The organism is Flavobacterium sp. (genome assembly GCF_027531905.1).
Classification (GTDB): Bacteria; Bacteroidota; Bacteroidia; order Flavobacteriales; family Flavobacteriaceae; genus Flavobacterium.
The window spans coordinates 14,686-32,594 of record NZ_JAPZSU010000043.1; the positions used below are offsets into that span (position 1 = coordinate 14,686).

Sequence of the window (17,909 nt, forward strand, 5' to 3'; positions counted from 1 at the left end):
GAAGGAAAATTTGGCTTTTTTGCTAACATTCAAAGGAAGGCTCGATAAAGTAGCAGCAAAAAAAAGAAGCCGAACTTGGCTTCTTTCATTATGTCTTTTTATAATTCAAACAACACCGTTAGCGATACATTGTTATTGATAGCGTCTATACTTGCTGCGTTGGTAAGTCCCGTGCTAAAAAAGCCTTGTTGGTAATTTCGTTTTGCATAAGAATAAGCCAAGTCAACTCGGGTTGCTCCAAAATTGTATCCTAAACCTCCAGAATAGCCAGTTAAGTCTCCAATGGTGGTTTTGTTTTTATAAGGACTTTGTTCCATACGGTAGCCGCCTCTCAAACTCAATGCTTTAATTTTATATTCAGCTCCAATTCGTAATTCACTTGAATTATGAAGAGTTGCATTCATTTCAGCATTCAATCCTCTAAAATAATCGTCGCTTGTAGGTCTAAATTTGACATTATTATAATCTTTTATAGCGTAATCAATACTTATTAATCCTTTTTTGCCAAATACGTAAGCCGCACTTCCAGTAAATTTACTAGGTGTCTGTAATCGATACGGAGCATAATAGTTAGTAATACGCGGATCAATTACATCGGCAGGTAATTCCCCAGAAGTATTACTTCTAACGGAGCTCAGTCGTTGTGTCAATTCGTCACTCAAATTCATCCATGTTGGAGATTCATACGCTGCACCCAATCTTAACCCGTCAGTAATTTTTGCAATTGCGCCTATTTGAAAAGAGAATCCTGTTCCGTTAGTGTATAAATCATTGCTAAAGCGCATTCTGTTAATGCGGTCCACGTTTGTTAAGGTATTGTCGTTGTCTTCGTAAAACCTAGAAGATTGCGTAAAATTAGAAAAATGCGAGTTAAGGTTAATACCTATATAAAGTTTGTCTTTATAGGAAGAAGAAAAATTAAAGGATAGTTTTCCGTTATATCCATTAGAATAAATACCGTTCTCTTGGAAGTAATTGCCTCCCTCACGAACATTTGAAGTATAGGCAGTATTATTCGTAGAATTCGAAACTGGGTTGATAATGTATCCTTGATAGCCCAAAAAAGCCTGTTGTTCTGCGTTATTTAATGCTGAATAATTTCCATTTTCTAAAACATTTAAAGGGATTCCATTAGCAAAATTCAAAAAATAATTCGCAATTGAATTCGTTGGATTTACACCCGCCGAAAATTTAGCGTTGTCAAAATTGTTGGTGTTTTCATAGTTAACGGCAAAGGCTATTTTAGTCCATTTGGCATTTTTATCATGGTTTTTAAAAACAAAAACACCTCCCGCTTGATTCAAATCAAAAGAATTTTCGCTTTCGCTAGTTTGGGTTCCAAAATAGTTGGAATTATTTTTAGTGCTATAATTGCTTATCGTTAGTCCTAATTGGTTGTTGTTAAACACAGCAGAACCTGCGGGATTTACATTGATAGACGATAAGTCACCACCTAATGCTCCAAAAGCGCCACTCATTGCTCTATATCGTGCAGTACCATTTAGGTCATCTACAGAATAACGTAACGCATCAGATATTTCTTGAGCATTTGCTGATGTAAACACAAAAGCAAGTAGTATAAAGAGTTTCTTCATATTGATTGGGTTATTTTGATTGAATAGTTGTAAAAAAGAAGTTTTTATCCTCTTCCGCCTCTTCCTCCGCCGCTAGAAGATCTTGATCCACCCCCTCCGCCTCCAGAAGAGCGCATGCTTCCGCTTGAAGAACTTGAAGAACTTGGAGAATAGGAGCGAGTAGGAGTGTAACTATTATTTCTTGATACTGAAGAGGAGTTAGAGTTTGTGTTGTAATTACTGCTTTCTCTACTTGTTCTCATCGGGTTGTAGGAAGAGTTGTTTGAGTTAGAGCTGCTATTTCTTCTGGTAAAAGAGCTGTTAGAACTGTAATCGGAGCTACTGTTTCTTCTATTGAAAGAGTTGTTAGAGGTGTAATCGGAATTCGAATTTCTTCTATTTAAAGAATTGTTAGAACTGTAATCAGAATTTGAATTTCGTCTAGAGTCAGTACTACTTCTTCTGTTGAAATTGGTAATATTTTGACTGTTGCGGCTGTTATAGGTTCTGTTGATATAGGTTCCGTTAGAGTATCCCGAGCCTCTTCTACTAGAGTTGTAGGCGTAATTGTTGTATCTATAACTTGGGTAACCCCAATGTCCTCCAGGGTAACCCCACCAGCCACCGCCAGGATAACCCCAGCCAATATTCCATCCCCAGCCGGTATTCCAACCCCAACCATCATTCCAGCCCCAAGGGTTATTCCATCCCCATCCGCCATACCAGTTGTTCATGCCCCATCCCCATCCAGCTCCATACCAATTGTTCCAACCGTTGTTGTTAAAATATATAGTGGTACTTTGTGGGTTGCTTCCCCAGCTAGCAAAGCCAGTGTTTGGAGCTTGAATGCTATCATTAACATCTACATAATTATTATAACTTTCTACATCAGTAAAAATGTCTGCTGATGAATTGGTGTTTTGTAGCGAATTGAAATATTCTTGATATTGATTTCCTGCGGTGTTTTGTGATTCATTATAAACAATTCTTGGAGAATTTGATCCATAAACACCATCTGATTCGTAGTAAGAACTATTTTGATAAGAACCACACGAAACTATTACTAAACTTAGAAGCCCAACAAAAGTAAATTGGACAATATTTTTTGAGGGAAAAACGGTAGTTTTCATATCTATAGGAATTTTTATTGTTGAACAATACAAAAATAGTTAGTTTTGCCTAACTTATACGTTAAAAAAAATAAAACAAAATTTGTGCCAAACTATTTGATATGAGCAAGAACCTTACTACAAGAGAAGAAGATTATTCTAAATGGTATAATGAGCTAGTTGTAAAAGCTGATTTAGCCGAGAATTCAGGGGTTAGAGGCTGTATGGTAATTAAACCTTACGGATATGCTATCTGGGAAAAAATGCAAGCAGAATTGGATCGTATGTTTAAGGAAACAGGACATCAAAATGCTTATTTCCCATTGTTTGTGCCCAAAAGCATGTTTGAGGCAGAAGAGAAAAATGCTGAAGGGTTTGCAAAAGAATGTGCTATTGTAACCCATTATAGATTAAAAAACGATCCAGACAAACCTGGGAAGTTAATGGTGGATCCAAATGCAAAATTAGAAGAGGAACTAATTGTGCGTCCAACAAGTGAAGCGATTATCTGGTCAACCTATAGAGGATGGGTTCAGTCTTATAGAGATTTACCTTTATTGATTAATCAGTGGGCAAATGTAGTAAGATGGGAGATGAGAACGCGTTTGTTTTTGAGAACTGCTGAGTTTTTGTGGCAAGAAGGTCATACCGCTCATGCTACAAGAAAAGAAGCGATAGAAGAATCTGAAAAAATGATGAATGTTTATGCTGATTTTGTTCAGAACTTCATGGCGATTCCAGTAATCAAAGGGTTGAAAACTGAAACAGAACGATTTGCAGGAGCCGAAGAAACGTATTGTATAGAGGCTTTAATGCAAGATGGAAAGGCTTTACAAGCTGGAACATCTCATTTCTTAGGTCAGAATTTTGCTAAAGCTTTTGATGTTAAGTTTGCCAATGCCGAAGGAAAGCAAGAATATGTTTGGGGAACTTCTTGGGGAGTTTCGACTCGATTGATGGGTGCGCTAGTAATGACGCATTCTGATGACAAAGGATTGGTTTTGCCTCCAAATTTAGCACCCATACAAGTGGTGATTGTGCCTATATATAAGTCAGATGAACAATTGCAAGCTATTTCTGCTGCTGTTGCTATTGTTTCAGCTGCGCTACGCAAACTTAATATTAGTGTTAAGTATGATGATAGAACCACGCAGAAACCAGGATTTAAATTTGCAGAGTGGGAATTAAAAGGTGTTCCTGTTCGAATTGCAGTGGGTCCAAAAGATTTAGAAAATGGAACTTTTGAAGTAGCTCGACGAGATAATTTGTCTAAAGAGGTCGTTGCTGCAGATGGAATTGAAAATTATATTGCTACTTTACTTTCTCAAATTCAAACGGATTTATTTAGTAATGCGCTAACCTATAGAGAAAGTCATATTACGGAAGTAAATAGTTTTGAGGAATTTAAATCCATTTTAGAAGAAAAAGGAGGGTTTATTTCGGCTCATTGGGATGGTACTGCGGCTACTGAAGAAAAGATAAAAGAGTTAACAAAAGCAACTATAAGATGTATTCCTTTAGATAGAGTAGAGGAGGCGGGAAGCTGTGTGTTTACTGGGAATCCTTCGGTTGGAAGAGTGCTTTTTGCAAAGGCATATTAAAAAAATTTAATTTTTTTTGCATCAGCTATTGTGCTTCTCAAAAATAGTTGTATTTTTGCATCCGCAATACAGAAGCAGGGTCCGTTCGTCTATCGGTTAGGACGCCAGGTTTTCATCCTGGTAAGGGGGGTTCGATTCCCCCACGGACTACAAATTTTGTTTTAAATATAGTTTTCCTGGACTTTAATCAGGATATTGGTCCGTTCGTCTATCGGTTAGGACGCCAGGTTTTCATCCTGGTAAGGGGGGTTCGATTCCCCCACGGACTACGAATTTTTATTGAATTGATTCCCGAACTTAGAAGAATAATGGTCCGTTCGTCTAGGGGTTAGGACGCCAAGATTTCATCTTGGTAACAGGGGTTCGATTCCCTTACGGACTACAGAAAAATAATAAAGATAAAAAAATAATACAATGGCAAATCATAAGTCAGCTCTAAAGAGAATCAGAAGTAACGAAAAGAAAAGAGTGTTAAATAGATACCAACACAAAACTACTCGTAATGCTATTAAAGCATTAAGAATTGCTACGGATAAAGCTGATGCTACAGCTAAATTGTCTGCTGTTATTTCTATGATTGATAAGTTAGCTAAGAAAAATATTATCCATGATAATAAAGCTTCTAACTTGAAATCTAAGTTAACTAAGCATGTTGCTAAATTGTAATACGATATTTTTTATATAGCATACTAAAAAAAACTCCTTTAAGGAGTTTTTTTTATGCTTATTGTTATTTAAATTTTTCTTTCAAATAATCTAGCATTCCTACGGTGATCGGTTTTGGAAGAAAATCAGCAACCACACTAAACGTTTTTGCTTTTGCGAGGTCTTGTGGGTCAATAGTTGATGAAAGTATAATTACTTTTATGTTATTGAATTCTGAATAACAATCACTTGTGAACAATTCAAGAAATTTCCATCCTCCCATAACGGGCATGTTTAGGTCTAAAAAGATTAATTCAGGTATTGAATTTGGATTTGTTGAGGTGTTTTTTTTAGTGGCATCATACATTCGTATGGCTTCTTCTCCATTTAAAGCGGTAATGACTTCCTTTGCAAAGGCAGTTTTTGAGATGATTTTTTTGCTAATCATCAATGATATTGGGTCGTCATCAATGCAAAAAATAGTGTTGTACATTCTGCTTTTATTTAAAAGGTTAATGTGAATTGAGTGCCTTTGTTTACTTCGCTTTCTATACTTATGTTACCGCCTAATGATTCTATTTGCGATTTGACTAAGTAGAGTCCCAAGCCTTTGCTGTCTGGGTAATCATGGAATCTTTGATATAAACCAAAGACATGGTCGGAGTTTCGTTTTAAATCAATTCCAATGCCATTATCTTTGAATTTTAATACCGTTTTATTGTTGATTTTTTTCGTTGAAATTGAAATTTTTAATCTATTAGATTCGGATTTATATTTAATGGAATTGGTTAACAAGTTCATTAAAATACTCTCAAGATACGCTTTATTAGTATAGATTGTTTCAATTGGATCAATATTTACTTTTAATACGGGTTCGGATTGTTCAATTTGAAATTGAAGTTGATTAAAAACATGTTCCAAAACTTCACAAATAGAAACATTTTCTTTTTGTATAGAAATTTGATCTTTTATTACAATAATTTTGACCAAATCATTAATAGTATCGTTTAAAAGATGGGTAGATTTATTGAATCCGTTTATTATTTCTAACAATTCGCTATCAGTAATTGTTATGTCTTCAATTAAATTCAAAAGGCCTATTAAGTTTGATAATGGTGCTCTTAAATTATGAGAAGTGATGTAAGAAAATTGCTTTAGGTCTTTGTTGTTTTGCGTCAATTCGCGTATGAGTTGTTCTTTTTCTTTTTCTTGTTTTCTTTCTGTTGTAACATCTTTTTGAATTGAAATCCAATGGGACAGTTCTTTGTCGGCATTGTAAATGGGAATCATTGAAAAACGAACCCAATATTCTTCTTTGTTTTTTTTTCTAGTTAGAGTTTCGATTTGACATTCCCTTTTTTCGGCAAGTGCAGAGCAGAATTTTTCATATTCATTTTGATCAAAAATGTCTGTGTTGAAAGGATTGAAAGGTTTTAAAAGAATGTTTTTTGATTTATGCCCTGTCATGAGGCAAAAGGCGTCATTAACATAAATGATATTCGGAAACAAAGCACTTTCTGAATCGGATTTGGTAATTACTACTGCATCTTTTGTTTGGGTAACTACAGTTTCTAATAATTTCAGGTTTTGTTCTTCTTCTTTTTGTTTTGTAATGTCTTGAATGGCTCCAATCATCCGTAAAGCTCTGCCTTCTTTGTCTTTTAAAAGAAAACCTCGGTCAAGTACATATTTATAGGTATTGTCGGCGCATCTAAAGCGATATTGGTCTTGCCATTTTTCAGACTTTTGTTCAATGAAAGAATATAATTTCACAGACATTTTTATGCTGTCTTCCGGGTGAATCTTATCAAACCACCATGCAGAGGTATTGCCTACTTGGTCTTCGGTATACCCAAAAATGGATGCTATTCCTTTGTTCCAGGTGATAGAATCTTCTTGTATTTTCCAATCCCAAATAGTGTCACTAGTTGCTTTTGAAACAATGTCGTACTTTTCGTTCGATTCTTTTATTTCATTTGTATTTGTTCTTATTTTATCTAAAATTCTAATGTTGCGATTGTCGTTTTTGGATAAAATGTATCTAAACAACAATCCTACAAATAAAATAAAAATTATGTCTTTGATTAAGTTGTGGAAGAGTGGGTTTTCAAAATGGATTTTGTTTGAAAATTTATACCAAATTATGGCCATAAATATGGAGAAAAGAATGAAAATGCTAATTATTTGGTTGGTTTTACTTCTCATTAATCAAATATAAATAATTTATTTGTTAGAATTTTAAATTTCTGTTACAAAACTTTGTTTCTTAAAAATGACAAATAATGAACTGCTTGTTATTCATTGTTTTAGGAAACCGTGTTCGAAAGTTTTTTATATGAAAATAAAGTGTACATTTGCACCCACAAAAAATCACAGATGGAATCTATTAGAAACATTGCAATTATTGCCCACGTCGATCACGGTAAAACCACTTTGGTTGATAAAATTATGTATCACTGTCAATTATTTCGTGACAACGAAAATACAGGTGATTTAATTCTAGATAATAACGACTTAGAGCGTGAAAGAGGGATTACTATTACATCAAAAAACGTATCAGTTGAATATAAAGGAACTAAAATCAATATTATTGATACTCCTGGTCACGCGGATTTTGGTGGTGAAGTAGAACGTGTATTGAACATGGCAGACGGTGTTTGTTTACTAGTAGATGCTTTTGAGGGACCAATGCCTCAAACTCGTTTCGTATTGCAAAAAGCAATCGATTTGGGATTAAAACCATGTGTAGTTATCAATAAAGTTGATAAAGAAAACTGTACTCCAGAAGAAGTTCACGAAAAAGTTTTTGACTTGATGTTTGAATTGGGTGCACAAGAATGGCAATTAGACTTCCCAACGGTTTACGGTTCTGCAAAAAACAACTGGATGTCTGATGATTGGAAAAATCAAACAGAAAACATCGAGCCTTTGTTGGATATGGTAATTGAGAATGTTCCTGCACCAAAAGTGTCTGAAGGAACACCACAAATGTTGATTACTTCTTTAGATTTCTCTTCATTTACTGGTCGTATTGCGATTGGTCGTTTGGAAAGAGGTGTTTTGAACGAAGGAATGCCTATTTCTTTGGTAAAAAGAGATGGTAAAGTAATCAAATCAAGAATTAAAGAATTACATACTTTTGAAGGTCTTGGACGTAAAAAAGTGGCTCAAGTTGTTGCAGGTGATATTTGTGCTATTGTTGGAGTAGAAGGTTTCGAAATTGGAGATACCATCGCTGATTTTGAAAATCCAGAAGCTTTACAAACCATTGCAATTGATGAGCCAACAATGAGTATGTTGTTTACGATTAATGATTCTCCATTCTTTGGTAAAGAAGGAAAATTTGTAACTTCTAGACATATTAGAGAACGTTTGACAAAAGAATTAGAGAAAAACTTGGCTATGAAAGTAGGTGAGACTGATTCTGCAGATAAATTTATGGTTTTTGGTCGTGGTGTATTGCACTTGTCAGTGTTAATCGAAACGATGAGAAGAGAAGGATACGAATTACAAATTGGTCAACCACAAGTTATCATTAAAGAAATTGATGGTGTAAAATGTGAACCAGTTGAAGAATTAACTATCGATTTACCAGAAAATCTTTCAGGTAGAGCTGTAGAGTTTGTTTCTATCCGTAAAGGTGAAATGTTATCTATGGAAGGAAAAGGAGAGCGTATGATTGTAAAATTCAACATTCCTTCTCGTGGTATCATAGGTTTACGTAACCAATTGTTGACTGCAACTGCTGGTGAAGCTATTATGTCACACCGTTTTATTGGTTATGAACCTTTTAAAGGTGAAATTCCAGGACGTAACAACGGTTCATTGATTTCTATGGAAAACGGAAAAGCAATTCCTTATTCTATCGATAAATTACAAGACAGAGGTAAATTCTTCGTTGACCCTAACGAGGATATCTACGAAGGTCAGGTAATTGGTGAAAACACTCGTAGCGATGATATGACAGTTAACGTTACTAAAACTAAAAAATTATCTAACGTACGTTCTTCAGGTGCAGATGATAAAGCAAGAATTATCCCAGCGATTAAATTCTCTTTAGAAGAAGCTTTGGAGTACATCCAAAAAGATGAATATGTTGAGGTAACTCCAAAATCATTACGTTTACGTAAGATTTACTTGTCTGAAACAGATAGAAAAAGATATAAAATCTAATTCTTTTCAAATACAATACTTAAAATCCCAAATTCCAGAGGCAATGGAGTTTGGGATTTTTTTTATGGTGTTTCCCGCCAGAAAAAGGCGAGCCGGGCTATCCGCTATATCTTTTTGGGGCTAGAAAAAAGCCCCAAAAAGGATGCCGCTGCTATCCCTAACACAATATTGCTACCATCAGAAATTATAGCTTGTCATTCATTTTAATTGTAATTTTTGAGTCAGCAACAAGAGAAAACTTTGCATCTTCATATTTTGGTGGTCCCATAAATCCTTTAGCATTGTTCGAACAAGCTACAGCCTCTTTTGGCATCCCGATGAAGTTTTTGTCCAATTTTCCATTGTTGTTTTCGTCGTGATATACCATAACAGTGTATTCGGATTTGGGTAAATCACTAAACATTACTGTTGCTGTATTTGCTTTTATACTTGTTGAGGTTGTTTTATAAGCGGATTTTAAGAACTTTCCTTTTGAGTTGTAGACTTCTGCCGTAAGCTTTCCAGTATTGTTTTTTATTCCAGTGACAGTAACAGTAAGGCTTGTGTTTTGAGAAAAAGCTAGGCTGCTTATTCCAAATAATAGTGATAAAAGTTTTAACATCTTATATTTAATTTTTTAAAAGAAACAATAGAGGAATATCCAATCGCTTCGCCCAAGCTACTTCTGAATGGTTTTCACCAGGGAAGAATTTGGTTTCCCAATTTTTGTTGGTAAAACCTTTGGCTTTCATCACAACATCTACTTTTTCTTGAAAAGGTTTGTACATGGCATCCAAGGTTTGGTCGCCATAATCAAAGTAGATTTTATGATTTTTAGGATCAGGAAGTTTCTTTTGAAGGTATGCTACAAAGGCATTTGGAATGGGATTATTTTCAGAAGAAAAAGTGCCTGGCCAATGCGTCGATAAACAAGCGGCACCTCCAAAAACTTTTGGATATTCACAAATAGCATACATCGAAATAAGTCCTCCCATACTGGAACCTGCTATAAATGTGTTCTTTTGACTAGGCTTCGTCGAGAAATTTTTATCAATAAATGGCTTTAATTCGGTAACCAAAAACTGAAGGTACAAATCAGAATACGGTTTGAAGATTTCCTTGGTTCTACCGGCTTTTTGTAATTGAGCTGTAACTGTGTCTCTTTGAATTTGAGTCAAACTTTCAAAAGGCTTTTGAGGAAAATATTCGGGATGGCGTTTTGGGCCGTTGTTCCAAATGCCTACAACAATAAATTTTTGAGTTTTTCCCTCGGCAATTAATTTCCCTGCCATTTCATCTATTTCCCACGCTTGTTTATTCCAAGTGCTTTGCGCATCGTATAAGGCTTGCCCATCGTGCATATACAAAACGGCATATTTTTCTTTCTCAGAATAACCTTCAGGCAACCAAACATCAATGTTTCGGGCATCAATCAGTTTTGATTTGAAATTTTCAAAACGCTGTACTTTGCCTGAACTTACTTTTACTTGCCCCACGGAGTATTGAATAAAAAGGATAGAAAAGAATAGGATTAAGTTGATTTTCATTTGTTTATGTTTAGTATTTCTTTCCATTTCTAGCGAGTTTTTTTGACCTCGTAGGTATTGTTGCTATCTTGGAACATACCTACAAGGTTTTGAAAACCTTGCAGGAAATCAAAGGTTTGATAATTGAATTCGGTTTTTATAAGATATAAACTGTCTCCAGCTAAATCTGAATTCAATTAAAACTCGTATTACTTTATTTAATTTCTAAAATTAAAGCCGATTTTGGGGCAACTTCTAGTGTTCCATTGATATTTATTTCTTTACCACTTAGCGCATCTTTTGCCTTGAAGTTGGAAGGAATCATGTCTTGATAGGTTTTCATATCCAATGTGATTTTTTTATCGTTTTTATTCAAAATCACCATTATTTTTTGAGTGTCGTTGTATCGGAAATAGACGTAAGCATCATTTTTTTCGGGTGCATAATGTTTGAATTTTCCATTGTGAATAGCGGTGGCTGTTTTTCTCCAATTGAAAAGATGGGTAAAGAATTTTTGCGCCTCTACTTCTTCATTAGTTAATCCTTTTCCAGTGACAGCATTTTTGGAATCTCCTTCCCAACCGCCATAAAAATCGACCCTTCTGAATCCATCATTACCTGGTTTTTCTTGTCTGTACAATAATTCAGTTCCATAATACATTTGCGGAATTCCTCGCATAGTTGCATATAAGGTCATGGCTAATTTCCAATGGTCCAGATTGTGTTGTAATCTAGTATAAATACGGTCCATATCGTGATTGTCTGGAAAAATCAGCAAATTATTGGGGTTCGGAAATTGATAATCTTGCCCCATACCTCTGTATACTTCTTTCCATGTTGATTCCCAATCATTTTTATTGTTCAAGGCTTTTACCAAATTATCGGTTAGAGCAAAGTCCATTAACGAAGGCAAATAACATTGGTATCCGTCTACATTTTTTTTGTCTTTTTGCCAATAAGCAGCGATTTCTGTGACATGGGTCATTTCTTCTCCTACGATATTAAAGTTGGGATATTCTTCTAGAATGGTTTTGGTCCATTTGGCCAAGAAATCTTTATCAGCATACGAAAAGGTGTCTTCTCTAAATCCAGAAAGTCCAGCATATTCTATCCACCAAATGGTGTTTTGAGTCAAATAACTCGCCATCAATGGGTTTTTTTGGTTTAAATCGGGCATAGTGGTATCGAACCAGCCATCGGTATAGCCTTTTTTGTCTTGTTTTGTGGCATAAGGGTCCAAAAGTGTCGATTTCAAGTGATTGGTTCTTGTTTTGGTATCAGGAAAATTAACCCAATCTTTCATTGGCATGTCTTTGATAAAATAATATTCTAAACCACAATGATTTAAAACAACATCCCAAATCAAGCCTATGTTTCTTTTTTTGGCTTCTTGAACTAATTTCTTAAAATCTTCATTGGTTCCATAGCGAGGATCGATTTTGTAAAAATCGGTAGCAGCATAACCGTGATAGGAATACTTTGGCATATTGTTTTCTAGTAATGGCGTATTCCAAATTTGAGTATACCCAAGCGATTGAATGTAATCTAAGTTGTTAATAATTCCTTGAATGTCACCACCGTGTCTTCCATTTTCGTCAGCGCGATTGGCTTTTTCTAAACTACCGGGCAGATTATCGTTTTTGGGATTACCATTTGCAAAACGATCAGGCATTATTAAGAGTATAGCATCTTTGTTAGAGAAACTTTCTCTGTTGGCGCTGTTGTTTTCTCTTGCCAATAAGGGAAAATCTTTAGTAATGATAGTTTTACCCTTTTTCTTGAAGTCAATTTTAGCTTTTCCAACTTTAGTATCGGGAGCAATATTGATTGTCACAAAAAGATAGTTTGGATTCTCAACTTTTTCTGTTTTTACAATACTTACTCCTTCGTATTTTGTTGTAGGTTCTAAATCTTGAATATGGTTTCCGTAGACCAATAAAGTGATTTGATTGAGTTTCATTCCCACCCACCAATTGGCTGGTTCAATGCGTTGGATTTGTGCTTGAATTGTTGTAGAAATGAGAATTAAGAAGAGCGCTAATTTTTTCATTGCAATCATTTTATTTAGAAATATTTTTTTTGTATTCTCTATAGAATTTCAATAATGAAAATACAATATCCCTAAATTTACATTTATTGAAATAAATTAAATCTGATCTTAACTTTTATTTTAGGAAATTCCGTTACGCAAACGATGGTAGTTTGAAAAAAATAAGTTGAAAAAAATAGTCGTTTTATCGTTTCAGAGCAAAATGGCCTTTAATTTCTCGGCCATCTTCAAGTACGACTGTGTACCAATAGTCATCTGAAGGTAAGGGCTGTCCATTAAACGTTCCGTCCCAACCATTGCTATTAGGGAAAATTTGTTTTAGTAATTTACCGTATCGGTCAAAAATACGAATCACAGATTTCGAGTTGGCGACGGTATTGGTTCCTTTAACATTCCAATAATCGTTATATCCATCTCCGTTTGGAGTGAAGTATTTGGGAGCTCCAACCACGGCCACTTCTTTACTTACAATTCCACATCCATTTTTATCATTTACATAAATTGTGTGAATGCCAGAAGGGATGTTCTCAAACACATTTGAAGAAATAAATGGACCTGAGGCGTCATCTAAACTGTATTCATAATCTCCTTGGCCACTAACATTGATTGTAACTTTGTTTACATCAGTCAAATCAACAATTTCAACCGATACTATTTTGGCAATGTCCGATGCGGTTACTTTTATGGTTCTAGTTCTGCTGCATCCTTGTGGAGTAACAACATCAACGGTATAGAGCCCTTCGCTATTTACATTTAGAGTGTAATTTTTTTGTCCTGTTAGTACAGTTCCGTCTTTTTTCCAAACATAGGTGTAATTAGTTGTTGGACTTCCATCATTAATTCCTCCATTGAGTTGTACCGAGAAGGTCGGTAAATTTGTACATACCAAGGTATCTTCAGACCCATCGGTATTCAAATTAATATTGGGCAATGGATTAAGCACAAAAGCCAACAGGGTTTCTTCTATGCAAGTGGTGTTCTTTGGGTTTTCAACCGTTGCTCTAATGTTTTGCGTAGCGGTGGTGAACGGATTAGGTAGCGGACTTGGTAAAGGAGTATTGTTGGCATCAAAATAGCGAACCACCATTCCCGTTTGCCCCTTTAATAATTGGCTTTCTATAGTGCTGGTATCAAAAGTATTTAAACCATCCGTATCACTAGGGTTGGCATCATCACAAGCAGCAGGAATAGTTACTGCATTGGCTACGGGATGAACGTCTACTATGAATTTGATGGTGGTTTCGTCATAACAAGGAATGCCATTGTTGGTGTTGGTAATGCTATTTGTTACTCGAGCTTTTATGGTTTGTGATTTAGTCGAAAAACTAGACGGAAATGGACTAGGCAACGGATTGTTATTTTCATCAAAATAGGTAACCGCAACGTTGGTTTGACCTTTTAATAAATCAGATTGTAAGGTTGCCGTATTGAAAGTAAAAATACCGTCATTGCTAATTTCATCACATTCTTTGTAATCTGTAATTGGATTTGCAACAGGTAATTTTTCAACGGTTAATGTTACATAATTTCCTAAACCAAAACAAGCGTTGTCAAGAGTAGAATCGACGCGCACAAAAATAGGATGTTGATTTGCTATGGTATTTCTATAGGAAGCAGTATTCGTGATTTCGTTGGTTTCGGCTAGGGCATCGGCTAAATTTGGAAAATATTTTATAGTGTAAGCGGTAGAAGGGGAAGGTAATAATGCTTGAATGTCAGTAGTAACGCTACTAAAGTTAAAGGTTGCGATTCCGTCTTTGTCATCGTTTGCGGCATCTACATAATCATCGCAAACTGTAAAATTTCGTTTAAAAGTTGTTGGAATTTGTGTAGCCGAAACAATTAATTTTATCTCACTTGTACTAAAGCATCCATTGGCGTTTTCTACTCTTGCCCAAACGCTACCGATGCCACTAGTATATTTGGTCGGGTCTGCAATTTTTGTTGCCACATCATTGGCTGTAGCTCCAGCAGCCGTTTTGAAATAGGTAAAAGTTTCATTTAAATAGTTTGCACTGATGAAGCTATTTTTTTCGGTGAGATTAAAATCGGAGATACCGTCAATGTTATCATCGCATTGCTTTAACGTGATACTTGTGGCTACGGTTGGGAGCGCTAATGTGGTTAATGTTGCGGCAGCAGAGGTTAAACCACAGGAGTTTCCAACTCTGTTTAATTGCACACGATAGCTGTAGCTATTCATACTGGCTGCAATGGCATTGACTTGTAGTGTTTTGGTTGTAACGCCAGCATAGTTTGCGTTATTCGTTAGGGTAGTCCAAGTAGTGCCATCGGTACTCAATTCCCATTGGAAACTGTCTGCATTTGATACCACTTCAAAAGTAGTGCTTTGCAATAAACATTGAGATTTGTTGCTAGGTTGCGTAGTAATGGCAATGGGGGCTCCAATAGTATAATTGGTATTTGGAATAGTATATCCTGTACCCGATGTTACAATTCCTTTGTCATTTACCGTTACAGGACTATTTCCTAATAATCCATCAGCGTCACCATCTAGAAAGCCAGCTTCGATGACGTCTTTGCAACCATCATCATCACTATCTAATTCAAAATAGTTAAAGTTGCCATCTGCATCCGAATCCGCAATAGTGTATTTCAATTTTCCGCTATCTGGAGCAGTTTCCAAACTGTCTAATAAACCATTCAAACCAACATTCCCGTCTACTTTGCCATCTTTGTTAGCATCGGTGGCATTGTGACCAGCTTCAATAAGGTCATAAATACCATCATTATCACTATCTAAATCGAGTATATCTTTTACAAAATAGACTGTACCATTTACATCTGAATCAGAATTAATAGCAATTAATCCAGGTTCAAAGGCATTATCCAAGCCGTCTTTATTGGTGTCTACACCAGAGAATGATTTGAATCCTTTTCCTTGTGCTTCAATACTATCTGGAATTCCATCATTGTCACTATCAATATCTATTGCATCTGGAATAGTATCTAGGTCTGAATCTTTGTCTACCGTTTGTCCTATATAAAAAGCGGCTCGGTTAGCTACTGTTTCTGAAAGGTTGTAATGCTTAAAAGTTAAACTACTAACTTTATAACCTTGAATGGTAAAACGTGCAGTGCCTTGTTTTACAGCTGTCGCGCTTTTAAATCGAAAACGGATTTCAAAAGAGGTAAATTCTTTTACACCACTTTCGTAAATGCCATCAAAATTGGTGTCAATAAGCAAGTCACCGAATGGATCTTTAATCGTTAAAGTTTGATTCGTAGGTGCACTTACCACAAAATCGCCATCGCCATTGGCAAAATCTCCTGTTGGAGTGGTTTGAACGTTGCCATCAGCTATATAGCGAAAATCAATAATTTCAGGTTTTGTAAAGTTGATGGTATAAATAGTAGGATTGTTTTTACCAGGCAGAACTTCCGAAACAAAACCATAAACAGGATAGCCCGTTATAGTTCCGGAGCCAGTTACTGTCGCGTTAAAGTTACTAGCCGAAAGCGTGTTACTTTGGTTAAAAAAGTTTGAGCTACTCTCTATCGTGTTAAGCAGTCCATCATTGTCCCAGTCAATATCAATGTTGTTGTTGGTGCCATCATTGTCATCGTCTTTGGCGCAATCACTCACGGGGATTTTATCTGAAAAAACATCGCTCAAACAACCAGAAATACTTCCTCTAACTTGATAATAGCCTGGTGTAGTTGGTGTATAGGAATTGGTAGTAGCCGATGGAATAGCTACATCATCTTTGTACCATTGAAACGTATCATAAGCCGATAAGCTACTAATTTTTAAAACAACATTTGGAATACACGATGAGGTACCCACAGCGATTTTATCAGATACAATTTCTGGTTTTAAATCAAAACCTGAATAGTAACCCCCATAGGTTGCCGCTCCGTTTGTAGCAAAATAAGAAACATAAACTTGTTTGGTCGATTTTACAGCTATATTTCCTGTCAAATTAGAAACAGTGTATTTTACAAAGTTTGTATTTCCAGTAATCGGTTGCGGGCTTGCACCAATAGGAGCGTTGTTAATTAAAACAGTTGCTCCAGTTTCGGTAATTATATTCAAGCCACCATCATAAAAAGTACTTCCAATTTCTTGAATGTTAGGAATGTTATCCACTACATTCGGTGTCGAACAATTCAAAGGTGGGACAAAAAACATGTTTTGATTAGCAGGTGAGGTTGTTCCACCAATACTTTGGTAGGCAAAAACTTTTTCAGAAGTTTTAATATACAAACTACCGTTACTGAATTGAGATCCATCAATAGCGATATATTCTCCTTTGTTTAAGGTTGTAAAAGGAGTAGAATTTCCATTCAAAAAAACGCTTGTGCCGTCAAAATGTGCTACAAGCAAGACCCGCTCCAATTCATCTGTTCCAAAGCCCTTACCAAAAATATACTCGGTTCCTGTTCGTCCCAGAGGAACAATTTGATCAAAACCTACATCTCGTCCTATTGGACTACCAGCACCATTAACCACGGTGCTATTGCTTCCACAAAACGAACCCGCGTTAACCGCCACCGCTTTATCCGATTCTACCAAGGCACCAATCATTTTTCCGCTGTTAGAAGGTGTTCCGCCTGAATTATTATTTTCTAATGCCAGTACGTAACTTTCATTTTTGTTAAGTGTCACGGTTATTGGACCGTTGATCACAGTTCCATTGGTCAAAATAGTTCCGACAGGTAGATTAGAAATAGTAACCTTTGTCCCATTTTCAGTAGCTAAAATAGAGGCAAAATTCAATAATGTTGTATCAAAAAGTGGATTCAACATCGCTCCTAAGCGGAAAGTTTTTCCCAAAGCGCTATTCCCTTTTGAAACCAATCCACCAGCATGATTATAACCTCCAAAACCACTTCTTGCTGCATTCACGCGAATATTGGCATACACCAAATCTTCAGCTTCAATTATATAGCCTTTATTTTTAACAATACCAATGGTGTTTTTTGGGGTAAACAATTGCGTAAAATCCCCCGTTCCAATAAAATAACGAAAAGGAGTTACATTATTCACTACACCCGTAATTACGTTACCACCATTTTCAATGATTTTAAACGGAACATCTTTAGTGTTTGGAGTAGAAATATAAATATAATGATCTTCCACTATACCCGATTGAGCCGTAATAGGAGGCAAATAATGCGTTTTACTAAACTGAGCTTGAGAAGCCACAACAAAAAGGAGTAAAAAAAAGGAAAATAGGTTTTTCATAAGGTAGTTAAAAGCATTATAACGGTTCACCAAATTGTAAAAG

The 17,909-nt window shown here is 35.8% G+C and carries 11 protein-coding genes and 3 tRNA genes; 6 read left to right on the plus strand and 8 right to left on the minus strand.

All coding sequences use genetic code 11. From position 1 onward, the window contains the following. Positions 1-98: 98 nt before the first annotated feature. Together O9307_RS11410 and O9307_RS11415 are read right to left on the minus strand one after the other, a co-directional pair. Positions 99-1,595, minus strand: coding sequence for an outer membrane protein transport protein (locus tag O9307_RS11410; RefSeq protein WP_298299294.1), 1,497 nt, complete (start codon positions 1,593-1,595; stop codon positions 99-101). A 44-nt stretch (positions 1,596-1,639) separates the two neighbouring features. Next, on the minus strand, positions 1,640-2,704 hold the full coding sequence (locus O9307_RS11415) for a hypothetical protein (protein WP_298299296.1): 1,065 nt from the start codon (positions 2,702-2,704) through the stop codon (positions 1,640-1,642). Positions 2,705-2,805: 101 nt separating this feature from the next. Between O9307_RS11415 and proS the strand changes: the two genes are divergently transcribed. The 5 genes from proS (at position 2,806) to rpsT (ending at position 4,950) form a co-directional block, all read left to right on the plus strand. Then, the gene (proS, locus tag O9307_RS11420) at positions 2,806-4,284 is read left to right on the plus strand and encodes a proline--tRNA ligase (protein ID WP_298299299.1); all 1,479 of its coding nucleotides are present in this window, start codon (positions 2,806-2,808) and stop codon (positions 4,282-4,284) included. Between the two features lie 78 nt (positions 4,285-4,362). After that, positions 4,363-4,434, plus strand: a tRNA-Glu gene (locus O9307_RS11425). Between the two features lie 47 nt (positions 4,435-4,481). After that, positions 4,482-4,553: transfer RNA gene (locus O9307_RS11430), tRNA-Glu, on the plus strand. Between the two features lie 41 nt (positions 4,554-4,594). Further along, positions 4,595-4,666, plus strand: a tRNA-Glu gene (locus tag O9307_RS11435). A 32-nt stretch (positions 4,667-4,698) separates the two neighbouring features. After that, a complete protein-coding gene (rpsT, locus tag O9307_RS11440; protein ID WP_064715194.1) occupies positions 4,699-4,950 on the plus strand; it encodes a 30S ribosomal protein S20 in 252 nt (83 codons plus the stop codon). A 64-nt stretch (positions 4,951-5,014) separates the two neighbouring features. On the opposite strand, the gene O9307_RS11445 is transcribed toward rpsT, so the two are convergent. Together O9307_RS11445 and O9307_RS11450 are read right to left on the minus strand one after the other, a co-directional pair. After that, positions 5,015-5,422: a response regulator gene (locus tag O9307_RS11445; RefSeq protein WP_298299304.1), complete on the minus strand. Its 408-nt coding sequence runs from the start codon at positions 5,420-5,422 to the stop codon at positions 5,015-5,017. An 11-nt stretch (positions 5,423-5,433) separates the two neighbouring features. Next, entirely contained in the window at positions 5,434-7,134 is a 1,701-nt protein-coding gene (locus O9307_RS11450; protein WP_298299307.1) for a PAS domain-containing protein, read from the minus strand. 171 nt (positions 7,135-7,305) lie between these two features. Here O9307_RS11450 and typA point away from each other — a divergent pair, with 171 nt between their 5' ends. Beyond that, positions 7,306-9,102, plus strand: coding sequence for a translational GTPase TypA (gene typA, locus O9307_RS11455; RefSeq protein ID WP_298299310.1), 1,797 nt, complete (start codon positions 7,306-7,308; stop codon positions 9,100-9,102). Between the two features lie 184 nt (positions 9,103-9,286). Here the strand turns inward: typA and O9307_RS11460 are convergent, their stop codons facing one another. From O9307_RS11460 to O9307_RS11475, 4 genes are all read right to left on the minus strand, one after another. After that, positions 9,287-9,703, minus strand: a complete 417-nt coding sequence (locus tag O9307_RS11460; RefSeq protein ID WP_298299313.1) for a DUF2141 domain-containing protein — start codon at positions 9,701-9,703, stop codon at positions 9,287-9,289. A gap of 7 nt (positions 9,704-9,710) precedes the next feature. Further along, complete coding sequence (locus tag O9307_RS11465) at positions 9,711-10,628, minus strand: alpha/beta hydrolase-fold protein (protein ID WP_298299316.1); 918 nt, start codon at positions 10,626-10,628, stop codon at positions 9,711-9,713. Positions 10,629-10,821: 193 nt separating this feature from the next. Then, the gene (locus tag O9307_RS11470; protein WP_298299319.1) at positions 10,822-12,657 is read right to left on the minus strand and encodes a glycoside hydrolase family 13 protein; all 1,836 of its coding nucleotides are present in this window, start codon (positions 12,655-12,657) and stop codon (positions 10,822-10,824) included. A 184-nt stretch (positions 12,658-12,841) separates the two neighbouring features. Continuing rightward, positions 12,842-17,866 carry a T9SS type B sorting domain-containing protein gene (locus tag O9307_RS11475; RefSeq protein ID WP_298299322.1) on the minus strand — a complete coding sequence of 1,675 codons (5,025 nt, stop codon included), beginning with the start codon at positions 17,864-17,866 and terminating at the stop codon, positions 12,842-12,844. Positions 17,867-17,909 lie beyond the last annotated feature (43 nt).

Bases quoted from the DNA above. Each gene is read 5' to 3' on its own strand.
- O9307_RS11470 (WP_298299319.1), bottom strand. From the start codon at position 12,657: ATGAAAAAATTAGCGCTCTTCTTAATTCTCATTTCTACAACAATTCAA.
- rpsT (WP_064715194.1), top strand. From the start codon at position 4,699: ATGGCAAATCATAAGTCAGCTCTAAAGAGAATCAGAAGTAACGAAAAG.
- typA (WP_298299310.1), top strand. From the start codon at position 7,306: ATGGAATCTATTAGAAACATTGCAATTATTGCCCACGTCGATCACGGT.
- proS (WP_298299299.1), top strand. From the start codon at position 2,806: ATGAGCAAGAACCTTACTACAAGAGAAGAAGATTATTCTAAATGGTAT.
- O9307_RS11465 (WP_298299316.1), bottom strand. From the start codon at position 10,628: ATGAAAATCAACTTAATCCTATTCTTTTCTATCCTTTTTATTCAATAC.
- O9307_RS11415 (WP_298299296.1), bottom strand. From the start codon at position 2,704: ATGAAAACTACCGTTTTTCCCTCAAAAAATATTGTCCAATTTACTTTT.
- O9307_RS11410 (WP_298299294.1), bottom strand. From the start codon at position 1,595: ATGAAGAAACTCTTTATACTACTTGCTTTTGTGTTTACATCAGCAAAT.
- O9307_RS11460 (WP_298299313.1), bottom strand. From the start codon at position 9,703: ATGTTAAAACTTTTATCACTATTATTTGGAATAAGCAGCCTAGCTTTT.
- O9307_RS11445 (WP_298299304.1), bottom strand. From the start codon at position 5,422: ATGTACAACACTATTTTTTGCATTGATGACGACCCAATATCATTGATG.
- O9307_RS11450 (WP_298299307.1), bottom strand. From the start codon at position 7,134: ATGAGAAGTAAAACCAACCAAATAATTAGCATTTTCATTCTTTTCTCC.
- O9307_RS11475 (WP_298299322.1), bottom strand. From the start codon at position 17,866: ATGAAAAACCTATTTTCCTTTTTTTTACTCCTTTTTGTTGTGGCTTCT.